The organism is Sedimenticola selenatireducens DSM 17993 (genome assembly GCF_000428045.1).
Taxonomy (GTDB): domain Bacteria; phylum Pseudomonadota; class Gammaproteobacteria; order Chromatiales; family Chromatiaceae; genus Sedimenticola; species Sedimenticola selenatireducens.
The window spans coordinates 13,844-28,503 of the sequence record NZ_ATZE01000029.1 but is presented as its reverse complement, the minus strand read 5'-3'; the positions used below and the strand labels follow the sequence as shown (position 1 = coordinate 28,503).

At 60.8% G+C, this 14,660-nt stretch carries 11 protein-coding genes; all 11 read right to left on the bottom strand.

Annotated elements, in window-relative coordinates; translation table 11 throughout:
* Positions 1 to 14 precede the first annotated feature (14 nt).
* The 11 genes from A3GO_RS0117485 to gspD all read right to left on the bottom strand — a co-directional run bounded on the left by A3GO_RS0117485 (position 15) and on the right by gspD (position 14,621).
* Positions 15 to 1,019 carry a sulfotransferase family 2 domain-containing protein gene (locus A3GO_RS0117485; protein WP_029134501.1) on the bottom strand — a complete coding sequence of 335 codons (1,005 nt, stop codon included), beginning with the start codon at positions 1,017 to 1,019 and terminating at the stop codon, positions 15 to 17.
* Positions 1,016 to 3,745, bottom strand: a complete 2,730-nt coding sequence (locus tag A3GO_RS25475) for a glycosyltransferase (RefSeq protein ID WP_051302558.1) — start codon at positions 3,743 to 3,745, stop codon at positions 1,016 to 1,018. The genes A3GO_RS0117485 and A3GO_RS25475 overlap by 4 nt, the downstream gene beginning before the upstream one ends.
* 66 nt (positions 3,746 to 3,811) lie before the next feature.
* The gene (locus A3GO_RS0117475; protein ID WP_245621773.1) at positions 3,812 to 4,087 is read right to left on the bottom strand and encodes a DUF3144 domain-containing protein; all 276 of its coding nucleotides are present in this window, start codon (positions 4,085 to 4,087) and stop codon (positions 3,812 to 3,814) included.
* A 112-nt stretch (positions 4,088 to 4,199) separates the two neighbouring features.
* Complete coding sequence (locus tag A3GO_RS0117470; protein ID WP_169720420.1) at positions 4,200 to 5,624, bottom strand: class I SAM-dependent methyltransferase; 1,425 nt, start codon at positions 5,622 to 5,624, stop codon at positions 4,200 to 4,202.
* Positions 5,625 to 5,629: 5 nt separating this feature from the next.
* Entirely contained in the window at positions 5,630 to 6,544 is a 915-nt protein-coding gene (locus A3GO_RS26220; protein ID WP_051302556.1) for a lysophospholipid acyltransferase family protein, read from the bottom strand.
* A complete protein-coding gene (locus tag A3GO_RS0117460; protein WP_029134497.1) occupies positions 6,541 to 7,764 on the bottom strand; it encodes an ABC transporter ATP-binding protein in 1,224 nt (407 codons plus the stop codon). Before A3GO_RS0117460 ends, A3GO_RS26220 begins: the two co-directional genes overlap by 4 nt.
* Positions 7,761 to 8,561 carry an ABC transporter permease gene (locus A3GO_RS0117455; RefSeq protein WP_051302554.1) on the bottom strand — a complete coding sequence of 267 codons (801 nt, stop codon included), beginning with the start codon at positions 8,559 to 8,561 and terminating at the stop codon, positions 7,761 to 7,763. The genes A3GO_RS0117460 and A3GO_RS0117455 overlap by 4 nt, the downstream gene beginning before the upstream one ends.
* Before the next feature lie 45 nt (positions 8,562 to 8,606).
* Positions 8,607 to 9,506 (bottom strand): foldase protein PrsA, encoded by a 900-nt coding sequence (locus A3GO_RS0117450; protein ID WP_029134495.1) that lies wholly within the window; start codon positions 9,504 to 9,506, stop codon positions 8,607 to 8,609.
* Between the two features lie 75 nt (positions 9,507 to 9,581).
* Positions 9,582 to 10,010 carry a hypothetical protein gene (locus A3GO_RS0117445; protein WP_029134494.1) on the bottom strand — a complete coding sequence of 143 codons (429 nt, stop codon included), beginning with the start codon at positions 10,008 to 10,010 and terminating at the stop codon, positions 9,582 to 9,584.
* A gap of 264 nt (positions 10,011 to 10,274) precedes the next feature.
* Positions 10,275 to 11,792: a hypothetical protein gene (locus A3GO_RS0117440; protein WP_029134493.1), complete on the bottom strand. Its 1,518-nt coding sequence runs from the start codon at positions 11,790 to 11,792 to the stop codon at positions 10,275 to 10,277.
* A gap of 666 nt (positions 11,793 to 12,458) precedes the next feature.
* A complete protein-coding gene (gspD, locus tag A3GO_RS0117430) occupies positions 12,459 to 14,621 on the bottom strand; it encodes a type II secretion system secretin GspD (protein ID WP_029134492.1) in 2,163 nt (720 codons plus the stop codon).
* Positions 14,622 to 14,660: the final 39 nt, after the last annotated feature.

The following is a 14,660-nucleotide window of genomic DNA, read 5'->3' as shown; positions in this document are numbered from 1 at the left end:
TTTTCGTGCCCACCCTACCCTAAATTTTTAACCGCCCTGGCAATCCGTTTCAGCCACCCATCCTGCGTATCCAGCAGCGTGTCGATTTCGATCGGTGCAGTCCCATCCTGATCGTCGACGACCTCAGGCTGCGGTGTCGCCTTTTCGACAAACTTGTTAAGGAACGACAATTTCTGCGGTATCAGATCGAGAAACTGATCAAGGACACCATGATCACGGTACTCCCAGTAGAGACTGTTGACCAACCTGTCCTCCAGTTTCCCGTAGTCGTACTCGCCTGCAGCAAATACCGTACTCCGCCACTCCACTGCCTGCCTGGTCTGGAATGGATTCCGCAATCCGCCGGGTGATGATTTGAAGGCCCGGTAAAGTTCAATATCATCAGCCGCATTGAGTGACTCAACCAGCTCATCCAGAACCTCATCATTGATATTTTCATCCGCCAGAGAGACGTTCTCTTTGGTTATCCCGGAAAACTCCAGTCCAAGATATTCCGCCATGACATCGGAAAAACCAGACAGGGTCGCCAGGTCGCCGACATAATCAAATTTGCTGAGGGCGGATATCGCCTTCTCTGCCGCTGTCTCTGCTGCAGGGTCAACAAAGCCGGAAAATCTGGACAGGATAAAACCACACATGCTGTACTCACTGTACATGCTGTTCTCCCTGCCGATATACTCTTCGACCGACATGGCGGGAAGCGAGAGATCGGAACGAAGCCGGTTGAGGAACTTGAAGTTGCTGACATGCCTGTCGATCGGATCCCGCAGGAAGGTGAAGAGATAGACATCGTTGAACAGCTTGACCATCTCGTCATAGACATGATGACCGAAAAAAAACCGTATCCCCTGGTGATTGGTAATCTCGTAAAACTCGTTACTGTTCTGCCAGAAGTTCTCGATCAGGGCCGTGGCCTGGTAGATCTGGCTAGCAGGCAACTGCGACTGTGCCGCCTTGAGAATCGAGGTGCCGGCACATTTCGTAATGTGCAATCCAAACAGAACCTTTGGATCTGTCATCTTTTATCTCCAAACCTGTTCAGCAAGCGCTGCCGAAACCCACGCAAGCCCTTGATCCAGCGCCATGCCCTGGAGCCCTGTATGGCATTCAACCGTGCATCCAATTCCCGCTTGTCGGACTCGCAGACACGCAACGCCTGGCGCAGGATTTCAACCTGCGCAATGCCATGCTGTGCCTCTGCACGTGCCGGTGACACGAGGGCCTCGAGTACCACCCTGAACTGCGCCAGCGTATAGCCTCTTTTCGATACCGGCTGGCGTTGCCGGCCACTGCCTTCCAGTGCGGTAAACAAGTCCAGGTACGCCTCGACCATCTGGCCGATGGTGACGGGTGATTTGTCTCTTACCACTCCGGCAATATGCTCAAGCAGTTGCTCATCATTCACCATTCGCTGAACGGCCTGCACCAGAGCGTCCGCATCCGGGCTGTACAGTAACCCGTCTTCACCATTCGTTATGCGCTCATGAAAGGCCCCGATATCGGTAGCCAGCGGCGGAACACCCAGCGCCCACAACTCGCTGAGGGTATAACTAAAGGTCTCCGGCACAATGGAGGCGAGAATGGCGAAATCCGGGTTGATGTCATGGACATGCTGTTCAAGTGCATGATGCGCATAAACGGGAATGATCTCGATGCCGGGAACCGACTCGAACTGGTGGGCAGCATCTCCCCCACCCAGCAGCACAATGTCACACAGTTGTGTCAGGCGGGGCAGGGCCTGCTGCAGTAACTGCTGCCCCTTGTGGGGATGCAGGCGTCCCAGCACCAGCGCTCTTTTTCTCTCTCCAGGTATCCGCGTGGGCACAAAAAGCGTGTCCACCCTACCTGACTTTTTTGCAGTATCCCGCATGGGTGCCGTGCCCACCCCACCCGAAGTCTTTGCAGTATCCCGCGTAGGCGCCGTACCCGCTCTTGCTGATTTTTTCACCGGCCCGGCAGCCGCTGACGAGGGGTGTTGCTCGCTCAGTTCCAGGCCGTGTGGAATAACCGGCCAGCGCGTCGTATCCAGTCCCGGCACCAGTGCGCCGATACGCTCACTCACGCCTCGGGTCGGCGCCACCAGTGTCAACTGCTCGGAGTTTACCAGCCGGCGCAGACGCTGCCGCAGCAGCATCGCTTCGTCGGCACTATAATAGCGGCTCAGGAAATCGAACCGGTTGTGCTGCAGGCAACGCTGCAAACGATCGTAGTCACACTGCTCACAGACGCCTTCAAAGTAGTGCACGATGGACGAACACCAGGGGTAGTGATCGTGGGCGACCCATATCGTCGGCAAGCCCGTTTCCAGCGCATCCAGCGCATGCCCGATCAACGAGGAGAGCATCACCCGATCAATACCGAAGAGGGCGATAATCGCACTCAGTATTTGTCGATACTCGCTATGTGACAGCGCGGTTGCATGGATCGGTCGCGCAAGCCGCCACTCTGCGATCAGCTCACCTGCCGGAGCATCCCGGCGCAGCAGCAGTCGCTCCCCCTGGGCAAAGTCACAGCCCGCGGCGCTCAGAACATAGTGTTCATGTGCCGTATCCGCCTTGCAGAACTGCTCCACCCAGCGCTCCACGCCGCCGCCCCAACTATGTACCACATGCAGCAGGGCCGGTCCGCCAGGCGGCAGTCTGGCCCCGGCATGCAACAGAACATAGTCAACCGGGCCATAACGACTCTGCATCAGGCGGCGGATTCCATCTGCCGCCCACAGTCCGGGCATGAAAATCACCTCGTGACGCGCCGCCAGGCGTCGCTTCAACACCCGCTGCAGGGCCTCTTCTTCACAAAACAGCGTGACCCCCTCATCACGACCACGAACCCGCAGATCCTGCAGCGTGGCCAGCACCTCCGCCTCGCTGCTGTTGGCGGTGGCGAGCAGGGCAAGCGGAAACAGGTCGCCGCACGCGGCACGCACCCTGTCCACCGCTTTGCGCAGGGGTTCCAGGGGATCCTGTGCAATGAAGCGCCTGACCTGCGGTAGGTAATCCGGGTAGCGCTGCTCAATCACCGCCATGGCACTGTCGCCCAAGGCATCCTTGTCCGCGCCGAAGCTGACCGAGCCCTGGTGATAGACAAACAGGCCGGCGCAGAGCACATTGCGCCAGCCACTGGCCAGGGCGCGCCGACAGAAATCGTTCTCTTCCCCGTAACCGCGGCCAAAGGCCGCTTCATCGAAATAGCCGACCTGGTCCAGGGCCGCCCTGCGGATATACATGCAGAACCCGACGGCGGTGGGTATATCGACAAACGCACCCGCATTGGCCTGCGCAAAGCAGTTGTCCAACGCCTGCAGGGAGAGTGCGCCCGGCAGCCCGCCCGGCCATTCGGGGTAGGGATAGCTGCAGATGGTGGCGTTATTGGAGAAGGGGGTGACGCTGGCAATGTCCGGTGCTGCGTAGGCGGTATCCGCCAGCCGCTGCAGCCAGTCATTGGCGACCTCGGTATCGCTGTTCAGAAGCACCACATCGTGCCCGGCGCAGTGCCGCATGGCACGGTTGACCGAGGCCACGAAACCCTGGTTCCTGTCGTTGCGCAGCAGGGTCACCCGCCCGCTTGCAGATAGCCGCTCACACCAGCCTGAAAGACCGTCATCGGGAGAGGCGTCGTCAACCACGACAACCTCGCCACGGCGATCAGCGGACGTATTCAATACCGACTCGATACAGCGGCGTGTCACCGCCAGATCGCGGTACACCGGGATGATCACATCCACCTGTGGACGCTGGCTTTGCATGAACGCCTGCACCGGCTATTCCCCGGGTTTCACACGGCCGACCGGCCGACGCTGCCCGGCATCAACTTAACCCTTTCCATCCGGATTGACCTGCGCCTTCTTCACCTTCTGCAGGCTCTCCAGGTTGCGCCGGTAGGCCTCCATCACCTTCTCCACACCGCTCTGCTCCAGATACCCCTCATTACCCGCACTGAAGTAGGTCGCGTAGGTGCAGGAGGCAAACATCAATCCGGCATTAACCAACTCAACCGGAACCCCCTCCTCACGCATCTGGTTGGCCAGATCGATGAATCGTTTCAGCAGGGGTTCAACCCGATTATCCGGCTTCTTCTGTTGTGACATAACATTAACCCTTTCAAACTAAATCAAAATTGATACCACAGAGAGGGCTGGCAACGCCCCTGCTCTGTGTCCCTATAAACAGCCCGTGGGGCAAAAAAAGCGGATGCCGACACTATCGCTTCCTGAACCTGAGCAGCGCATTATCATTCCACGCCCAGGTCTGATTCACCGCCCACAGGGTATCGGTCCGCGCCTCCAACTGCTGCAACACCCGGTTCTGCCTCTCCATCACCCGGTTCACCTCATGCAGCAGTTCCTGGTACTGGCTGACACTAACCAGGCCAAGACGGGCGAGCAGACGGCCGATCCAGCGCCCCCCGGCCGGCACCGGCCCGGACATTACACCACCCGGGGCCTCTGCCACCGGTGGTGGGGCCAGGGGAAAGGAGACCACCCGGTGCGGCTGATCATCATAGCTGCGCCACTCGCAGCTCAGCCCCAGGGAAACGGCAAGCGTGGCAATCAACTCGGGATGATAGAAGCGCACATGCTCCGGGTCACGCCAGAACCCGAGCAACTGGCTGCGTATCGACTCGGGATCGGGAAACGCCAATACCAGAACCCCGCCCGGACGCAGTTTTTCAGTGATCTGTTGCAGCAGATCCTGCACCTGGTCGAAGTCGAGGTGCTCGATGAAGTGCGAACAGTAGATGCCGTCATAACGCTGCCCGGCCTGTTGCAGCCAGGCAAGCGCATTGCCCGTCTCTATCTGCAGCCCCATGCCGCGCGCATAGTCGGCAATCGCCTCGCTGCGCTCAACACCCTCGCCCTCAATGCCGGCCCGGCGCAGCAGTTCGAGAAAGATCCCGGCCCCACAGCCCAGGTCCAGCACCCGCTCACAGCCCCTGAAATGGCTGACATCAGCCGCCTGCATCTGCAGCAACAGCGGGTGATCCCGCAGACAGAACTCATAGCGGGCATAATCAAACCCCCGCGCCCGGTTTTTCTCCCGGCCGGCGATTGTCAGTGTCTCACCCAGTTGCTCGATCCCGACCCACTCCATTGCCCTGTTCGCGGGCGGCTCTCCCGCATCCATCCACACCAGGGCGCAGGCGCGTGCCAGCGCATCCGCCACCCAGTGGGCATCGCCACCAGCCGGCTGCAGCGCATCGATGGCGGCCAGCGCCGCGCGGTCGAGAATGAAGGCCGCCGGGGTACCCATCAGGTCGGCGATGCGGACAAGATCGACCGTACAGCCATGGATCCCAACCACCACCACCGCCGATGGCCGATAGTCGGCAAGCTGTTGTGAAAACAGCCGGTTCAGCGACTGCTGGGAAAAGCCCCCTTCCAGAGCACGTGATGAGGCGACGACTTCGACACAGTCTGAACCCGCCCCATGCTCCCCTTCCGCCCACCAGGCGGTCAGGCCATCGCGGGCGGCGGCATCGACAAATCGATACTCCATAAAGCGGCAATCGCCGCCCAACCGGGCCTTGCCCGGCCACGCCTGCGGACAGACCAGCAGCAAGCAAGACGACGCCTGTTCAGACGGTGCCCCGGGTGTGTGATCCTCCTGCGCGTGAATTCTGCTCATCCCCGTCAGGCCGGATGCTCGGCCTTCCCCCGTGTAAATCGATTCAGGGCAAACCAGAAGTGCCAACACTCCGGCTGCCTGGTGACCCATGATTCAAGTTCGGCAAACGCCTGCTCCGCCAGCACCGCCGCATCCCCGGAAACGACCGGATCGGTGATATGGAGAAAGCGTTCCCCTGTGGAAAAATCAAACCCCGTGAGGTAGAACACGACGGGCAGCCGCTTGCCGGCGGCCAGCCTGAAAATACCTCGCGGAACGCTGATCTGGCGTCCCAGAAAGCGCACAGGAATCGACCCGCCCACTTCGTCCGGAGGCACATCCACGGCCGCCACCAGCACATCCTGCTGGCGTATCAACCGTAATAACTGGCTCAGGTCCCGGCTTACATCCAGTGGCCGGGTGCCCAGCGCGCGCCCCACCTCGGCCACACGCGCAAAACTGTAGCGACCGATAATATACTGCCCGCGAAAAGCCGCCTTCTGCAGACGCCCGACCAGGGCATGGGCGCGCAACCCGGCGCGGGCGATATCTCTCAGCCCCCACATACCGGCACCCCAATGGAATGTACAACCGACAAACGCGTTACCCGGGTCGGGCCATGAGCCCTCCCGGCGCAGGTGCCGTTCCATCCAGCGGTCACCGCGGCTGCGTGACAGGTAGAGATCGGCGTGATCAATCATGATCATCAGGCGATAGCGCCGAATCCAACGCACCGGGTCATCGACAAAACCTGCCCGTTGCGCCGCCGCCAGGCTCTGCCGACAACGCGCGCGGTAGAAAAACGGCGCCCGGCTCAGCTGCCAGAACAGCCGGTAGCAGAGAGACCAGGGTAGAATAAGCGCCAGCCCGGGCAGCAACACCAGCTCGATCAGCGCCTTGAACTCTGCGCGCAGACGTCTGACCAGAGACAATACCCTCATAACCACTCATGGGGCAAACGGACCAACCCCACCTCCAGGGTTGGATAGACGACCCGGAACGCGGCATGCTGCAACCACTCATCGAGAACCAGCACACCCTCATGATCGAACAGGTAGGCGCTCACCCGGTACTCACCGGAGTAGAGAGGGAGATCGGGAAAGCGCAGACAGGTCTGCCAGCGATCATTGTCCAGACGGCGTGGCCAGACCCGGTCATGGTGACTGCCAACCGCCGTGATGCCGACACCGTCGGCACGCTCCAGCATCACCGCGATACTCGGCGGCTCCTCCTGGCGGGCCAGCGCGGTCACCGTCACCAGCAGGTCACTGCCCAGCAACTGGGGTGGCTGACTGTGGTCCAGCTCGCCGATCTCCACCGAGATCAGCTCGGCCCGCACCTTGTGCGCCTCTGCTGCAACAGGTGGCGGATGCAGGACGACGGCATCCGGGGCGGGTGGCTGCTCTGGCTCACTATCCAGGCCGCGCACGTACTGTTCGTAGTCGGCGATAACCGGCTCTACTTCGCCGATCGCTCGCACGCCCCCTTCGTCCAGCCAGATCGCCTGGTCACACAGTTTTCTGACGTGGTACATGCTGTGAGAACAGAACAGGATGGCGCAGCCGCGCTGCCTGAACTCCTGAATTCGCTTGGCACATTTTTTCTGGAAATGCTGATCGCCCACGGCCAGCGCCTCATCGATAATCAGGATGTCCGGTATCACCGCCGTTACCAGTGCAAAAGCCAGGCGCACCACCATACCGGAAGAGTAGGTCTTGACCGGGCGGTCTATCGCCGCCTCCAGCTCGGAAAACTCGATAATGGACGCCTCCAGTCGCTGCATCTCCGGCTTCGGAATGCCGATAATGGCGCCGGAAAAGTAGAGATTCTCCCGACCGGTGAAGGCCGGGTGAAAGCCGGCCCCCAGCTCCAGGATTGCGGTCACCCGGCCCTCACGTTGCAGCGAGCCGGTGGTGGGGCGCAGGGTTTGCGTAATCAGCTTGAGCAGGGTGCTCTTGCCGGCGCCGTTATCACCCACCACGCCGAGACACTCACCGCGATTCAGCTCAAAACTGACATCGCGCAACGCCCAGTGGACCCGGTGTCGGTCGCGCCGCCCGAGGATCTCTTTGAGCCGATCCGAGGGTGAATCGTACAGCTTGTAGGACTTGCCCAGGTGGTCGACCCTGAGTATCCGCTGCGTTTTATCCAGCGCCGTCACAGCCAGTCCACCACCTGTTCACTGCAGCGCTGGTAGGTCCAGGAGAGCAGCAGTAACAGCAACGCCAGCCACGCGGCAATAGCGATGAACACGCCGGCTGACGGGGTCTCCCCGGTCAACAACACGGAACGCATCCCGGTCACCCAGGGGGTTGCCGGGTTCAACCAGAGCACCGGTCGCAGCACCTCCGGCACCCGACTCATGGGGTAGATGATGGGCGCCACAAAGAACCCCACCGAAAGAAACAGACCCAGCACCTCGGCACTATCGCGACTGGCCGCGGTCATCAGCGAGAGCAGGCTACCCGCCAGCAGGATCAACAGCCCCAACGACAACCACAGGGGCACAAACCAGAGCACCGCCCAGGTAAACCCCTTGTAATAGAGTGCCAGGCCGACCATCACCAGGAACAGTGGCAGGTAGATAAGAAAGGAGGCGAGCACCGTGCGTAGTGGAAACAGCAGTATCGGTAAAGGATTTTTCTGCAACATGTTGCCCACCGCCACCAAGCTGTTGGCGGCACGCTTGAGGCCGTCAGCGAAAGCCAGCCAGGGGGTCATGCCGACGATCAGGAACAGCCCCATGCGTTCGCTGGTGCCGGCCTCACCGAGGCGGATGGCGAATATGATATCAAACAGAAACAGGTACACCGCCATCATCGCCAGCGGCTGCAGGTAGAGCCAGGCAACGCCCAGGCCGGTGCCGGCGGTACGCGCACTGATCTCGCGCCGCACCAGGGGTTGCAACAACCCCTGGCTGCGAAGATTGATCCACAGATCGTTCAGTAACAGGCTCACGACAGTGCGCTCCCGGTCTTACGCCAGCACCGGGCGCCGCACCATTTACTCTGCCGCATCGGCAGGCAGCAGCAGGCTCTCCAGAGCCTCTTCATGAAGGGTCACCTTCTCCGGATCACGGATCGGATCCACCAGGGCCTGGCGGCGCACGTTACGCATCTGCAACACCTTCTCGGCGATCAGCTTGTCCTTGACCTCCGCGTAGTCGGGTATCTTCGCATCGCTGCGCTCCTCCAGGCGAATAATGTGGAAACCGAAATCGCTCTTGACCACCCCGGAGATCTGCCCCGGTTCAGTCAACTGCAGCAGCGCCTCCTTGAACTCCGGCACCAGGCGATCCATCTTGAGCCGCCCCAGCCGTCCACCGCGCGCCGCGCTGGCGTCCTGCGAGTTTTCGCGCGCCAGGCGCGAGAAGTCCTGTCCCTGGCGCAACTGCTGCAGAATGGATTCGGCCTTGCCGCGGGCGGCAGCTTCACCCTCCTCGCCGATACGGATCAGGATATGGCTGGCCTGGATCACCGGCAGCGAGGCCATCTGCGACTTGTTGGCCTGGTACTCCAGCTCTGCCAGCTCCTCCACGTCCGCTGCCTGCACCTGGCCTTCGGCGCGGCTGAGCATCAGCTCGCCCAGGGTCTGCTCACGCTGCAACTGCAGGCTCTTCTGTATCAGCGGGTCATCGGTCAGGCCCTCGGCCTCGGCGCGCTCGGCCAGGCTGCGCCAGATCAGCAGATTCTCGGCGATGGACTGCAGGTGCACCTGCTTGGTACGCGCCCGCTCGGCACGCTCCGGTGACATCGCGGCCAGCGCCGCCTGCAGATCCTGCAGGGTGATCTCCACCCCGCCACCCTGCATCACCACCGGGTTATTCGCCTGCTGCGCCTGGGCGCTCCAGACGATGAGACAGAGAGCGGCCAGCAACCCGGCACGGGACAACAGTTTCGACATATGCAAACTCCTGAGATGTTGTAGGTATACGATTCAAACTAACCTGGCCGCAGAACGACGCGGCCGTGCAGTTGGTTACTTCTCGGGCAGCAGCCACCATTCGCCATTCAGCCGGACCCAGTTCTCCCGCAGGTGGGTATCCACCTCGATACGGCGGGTCAGGGCGGGCGGGTAGCTGACCCGCATCACCGCAACGCAGGCATCGGCCGGCTCGCCCTCGCACTCCACCTTGGCCAGTGCCACCGAATCCCATACCAGATGGCCCTTGGCGTGGCGCCAGAAGGCGTCCAGATCGACCAGCTTGCGGTAGGCCGGAGCCAGGTAGGCGTAGGCCTGGTCGCGCTGGCTGGCGCGCAGGGCGGACCAGTAGGCCTCGGCACGCTGCGTGACCTGCTGCTCGGGTGACAGGGGGGGGCTCGGGGTACTCGCACAGGCGCTCAGCAGAACGCCGGCAAGCAACAGAAGAACGGACCGTGACACGTTGGACGGATATAACCTGCTCATAAATTCAACCTGAAGATCTGCGAAAAAAGAGAGAATTGCTATCTCGGCCTGTTGCTGCGAAGTCGCCGGGCGGCATTCACCCGTGGCGGCCGAAAACCGGACAGACTATAGGGCCAGACGGGTCGATTTTCAAGCACCGATCAGCGACACCCAGAAAAAATTGGCGCTAAAAAACAACCCGCCTTGCAGCGGGTTGTTTTTATCTGCCGCTTGCGATCCAGAGATCAGACCGCAAGCAGCACCTTCGATACTAACTTTATCAGCTTAGTAGAAACGGTGGTTAATTGCCGCACCGTAGTTGAAGGAGTCGCCACCGGCCGGGTTGTTGCTGGCACGGATGGCGGCAAAGCCGATCACCGGCTCAACCGGAACACCACCGGTGATATCGATCGCCATCCAGCCGTCGGCATAGCCTGCGGTATCGACATTCTGCAGGGTCAGCTTGGCCGAGAGCACCTCGGAGGTGGTGGCACTGCCGTTGAAGCCGATCACGCCCACTTCGCCGGTCAGGTTCAGAACGCCCGGAACGCCCGGAGAGATCACGAACGAGGCCGGGGCCGAGGTCTGCTCTTCCCGATCATAGACATCGAAGCTGGCCAGCGGCTGCTCGTTGGCGGCGGTAACACCGGTGAAGTAGGGACCGATCGGCACCGCACCGGCACCATCAAACACGAAGCCCGTGGCCGGCGCAACAGCCGGGACGTACTGCATGTAGTAACGGCGGGTCGGCATCGAGAAGACCCAGTCGGTGGCAGCGGCTACCGTGGAGTCGGTCAGGAACTCGTTGGCCACGTAGCGGCTGGCGATGGCGGCCGAGACATCAGCAATGGCCGTGTTGGTAGTGCCATGGTTAGCCGCGACAGGCGCTCCGTTAACAACAGCATTCGCCTGGGTGGAGAGATCCGGCAGATCGTAGTAGGCGGCGCGAGCCACATCACCGCCGACGGCGGCCGGGGTATCAGCCAGGCCCTGATCGGACGACCAGTCATCCCAGCGACCGGCGGGCACCTGGGTGGCCAGCTGCGGGCTGAAGGTGACGTGGTAGGGACCACCTAAGGCTTCTACCAGTGCCGTGGCTTCAACACCATAACCGGCGGCACGGGGGCCGTCGACGATGAAGCTGTTGGCCATCAGGGTCGGGGTCGGAGCCGCGATACCCAGCGGGGCGGCAGCAGCGACGGCAGTGTCATATGGACCAGGAGCATCACCCGGCCAGCCGACCGAGGGGTCCAGACCGAGTGCAGTGATATCGGCGTTGGTGATGCCACAGGGGGCAACACCGGCGCTGTGCAGCACCTTGTCCCAGATATCGACCGCGGGTGGCGGAGCAGCGCCGTTCACCAGGTCGGCCATGATAAAGATCTCGACATAGCCCTCCAGGGTGCCGGCGGCGCCACTGGCAACACGGCTGGTCACGAAGTCCTGGCTGACACTGGCGGGCAGGGTGCACGACTTGTCACTGGTGGAGAAGGTGGCGCCGCCGCCGGCGTTCTGGCTCACCGCGCCGGTAAAGACGTCGTTCGGCGACAGGAACAGGGTGAAGTCGAACACGTCATCCGAGAACTCGGCGCCACGGAAGCGAACCTTCACGATCTTGGCGTTGGTGCTGTCGGTGTTGACGATATTAATCAGGGTGGCGTTGCCGCCCTGTGCGGTAAAGTAAGGCACCAGCACGGTCTGGCCAATGCCCGACGGGGAGACAACGGTCGCGGCGTTGGCGGCATTAAGAACCATACCACCCAGCACACCGGCCACGCTCGCTACGAGAAGCTTCTTGTTCATCAATTTATTCACTCCATATGGTTTGCTACAAATGTAGATCTTAACCGATCTTCAAAGTTTATTTTTCGGGTCTGCGGCGCATAGGCTACCACATCCCCGAATCGTTTCAACAACAGGCTGACACGAAGCTACGCACCTGCAGGTATGTGGTTCTGTCTCGACAGCGGCACTCCCCCTGTTGCTGCATGTTGCTCGTTTACTACGCAGAGCCCGTGACAGCCTCGTTGCGATAAACATTTAACATGACTTCCGCAATCGCTTGCAGAGGCGAACATAGCACATATTTTTAAAGCACCGCAAGCGATTAGGCTACTTTTTTTATATTTTTTCCAGGAGTATTCGTTTTTTCGCATACAACCGGAAAAAATGTTTCATTTTTGCAACAAAAATAGTTCTCTGGAGGGGCGCGCCCAATACAATCGGGGGACTCGTCAGAGTCTGAGCTATCATCATTCAGACTCCCCTGCATGTAAAGATGGCAGATCAATGCCCGCTGGCGGCCAACGCGTAGCGGCAGGCACGTGCCCCGCCGCGAACTCGGTCCCGGGCGAACCGCTTACAGATCGCATCCATCCCCAGCGGTCAGCATAACCGCGTGGGCACAAAATTCGCGGCTGAATCCGACCCGAGCGTAAACCCACCCTACCCGATCCCCGGCCAGATTAATTAAAACTCGCCCTCAAGCCCTTTCAGTTTTAGCCGATAATCCTCGACCAGCCGGGCGGCATCGGCACTGTTGCCAATCACCCGCGGCACCAACATGACCACCAGCTCAGTGCGGTTGTTTACACGGCTCTTCTGGCCAAACAGCCAGCCCACCAGCGGCAGATTGTGCAGCCCCGGCACGCCACCGCTGCCGTTTTCATCACGATCCCTGATCAGGCCGCCCATGATAATGGCATGGCCGTTCTGCACCGCGATGGAGCTGGTGATCTTGCGGGTCGAGATGGTGGGCGAATCGAGAGTGGAGGTTTGGGTGGCCGAGACATCGCTCACCTCCTGCTCCACATCCAGGGTGACCAGACCGCCGGGGGTGACGCGCGGCTTGACTTCGAGGACGATGCCGGTATCGCGGTACTCGATCGAGTTGATGATGGTGCTGTCGGTTCCGGTGGCCTGCTGCTGCTGGGTGGCAATCGGCACCTGATCACCAACCTGGATTCGGGCCTCGTGATTGTCCAACACCATGACCGAGGGGGATGAGAGCACCTTGACCGAGGTGTCCTCGGCGAGCGCGCTGAACAGCGCCCGCACTTGGCCGGCGGTACTCACCAGTGAGTAGTTGAAGCCGGGGAAGATACCACCTAGGCCAGCACTGGTGGCCGAGTCCAGGGTACCGTCCAGCGACCCCCTACCGGAGGTGCCGTTGATGCCCGCCCCCTTGAAGAACCACTGCAGTCCATACTTGAGGTCACCCTGCAGGGTCACCTCGATAATCCGCGCCTCAATCAGCACCTGCAGCGGGGTGATATCGACCTGCTGCAGCACCCGCTCTATTTTCGCATACTGTTGCGACGAGGCGTTGACCAGCAACAGGTTGCGAGTTTCGTCGGCAACCACCCGGACCGGTGTGGCGCTACTGTCCGAGCCTGGCGAACCAAGCGACAGGGTGCCGACAGATGAGCCAGCCGCCGAGGATTGCGTACCCGTCTCCCGCTCCGAGGAGAGGCTGACCGCCTTCTGCCCGGGCGCAATAGCCGCGCCGGTGGATTTTTCCGCCGCCGGCTGATCGCCGAAAAGCTGACCCAGCAGCTCCGACAATTCGGCGGCCTGGCCGTTTTTGATCTTATAGACATGGAACTGCTGTCCGGCGCCACCACCTCCGAGCACTTCGAGCCGGTCAAAACGCTCTATCCACAACTGGATTTTGTGCAGGTACTCTTTCTGCGGCGTGACCACCAGCAGGCCATTGGTCGACTGCATGGGCATAACCTTTATCAGGCCCTGTACCGGCCCGCCCTCTTCACTGCCGATAATGGTTTGGATCTGTTCAGCAACCTGCTCACTGCTGGCGTGAGCCAACGGAAAGAAGCCCACCGAGAGGCCGCTCATCCAGTCCACATCAAAGACCCGGATAGTCTCCAGCATGCTGGAGAGTTCGCTGGCGCTGCCAGCCAGGATCAGCAGGTTGCGCAGCGAGTCGGTACGCACCACGCTGCCTTCCGAGACCATCGGCATGAGGATATTGGACATCTCGGCGGCGGCAATGTAGCGCAGCGGAACCACTCTTACCGAGTAGCCATCCGGTAACGGCGCGGTCGAGTCTCCCAACTGGGCCGAGAGATTGCCGTTCAACACGCCCTGCATTGGGACAATACGGTACAGGCCGTGATCATTGATCATGGCGGCACCGCGCATTCTTAGCAGCATCTCCAGGGTCGGCAGGAGATCCTCCAGCCGCAGCGGCCTGCCAGTCTGAAAGGTCACCCCACCCTGTACCGCCGGATCGATCACGTAGCCGACCCCCAACTGGTCATTGAGGATAACCTTGATCACTTCCCGTATATCGGTGTTCTCGAAATTGAGGGTGATACTCCCCTCGCCTGACGGACTGGTGGCGGGCCGGGGGGTGGTATCGATAAAGCGTCCGTTACCGGGAAAGATCTTTGCCTCTGCCGGCTTTCTGTTCTCTACCTCAGACAGCCCAGCCTGCAGAGTTTCGGGCACCGGCGGCAACTGGTGTTGCAAGGGCGCGCCTTCCCGGGCCAGCGGGGATGGCACGTTCGACTGCGGTGCAGTCCGCTCATAAAACCCGGCGCATCCGGCCAGGGCCAGGATAAACGGAAGCAGTAGAAGCTGTTTTTTGATCTTGTTTAAACGCGGCGTCATCGGGTCATTTCTTCGCAATAGGGTAATTGGCATATTGTC

Bases quoted from the DNA above. Each gene is read 5' to 3' on its own strand.
- A3GO_RS0117485 (WP_029134501.1), bottom strand. From the start codon at position 1,019: ATGACAGATCCAAAGGTTCTGTTTGGATTGCACATTACGAAATGTGCC.
- A3GO_RS25475 (WP_051302558.1), bottom strand. From the start codon at position 3,745: ATGCAAAGCCAGCGTCCACAGGTGGATGTGATCATCCCGGTGTACCGC.
- A3GO_RS0117475 (WP_245621773.1), bottom strand. From the start codon at position 4,087: ATGTCACAACAGAAGAAGCCGGATAATCGGGTTGAACCCCTGCTGAAA.
- A3GO_RS0117470 (WP_169720420.1), bottom strand. From the start codon at position 5,624: ATGAGCAGAATTCACGCGCAGGAGGATCACACACCCGGGGCACCGTCT.
- A3GO_RS26220 (WP_051302556.1), bottom strand. From the start codon at position 6,544: ATGAGGGTATTGTCTCTGGTCAGACGTCTGCGCGCAGAGTTCAAGGCG.
- A3GO_RS0117450 (WP_029134495.1), bottom strand. From the start codon at position 9,506: ATGTCGAAACTGTTGTCCCGTGCCGGGTTGCTGGCCGCTCTCTGTCTC.
- A3GO_RS0117445 (WP_029134494.1), bottom strand. From the start codon at position 10,010: ATGAGCAGGTTATATCCGTCCAACGTGTCACGGTCCGTTCTTCTGTTG.
- A3GO_RS0117440 (WP_029134493.1), bottom strand. From the start codon at position 11,792: ATGAACAAGAAGCTTCTCGTAGCGAGCGTGGCCGGTGTGCTGGGTGGT.
- gspD (WP_029134492.1), bottom strand. From the start codon at position 14,621: ATGACGCCGCGTTTAAACAAGATCAAAAAACAGCTTCTACTGCTTCCG.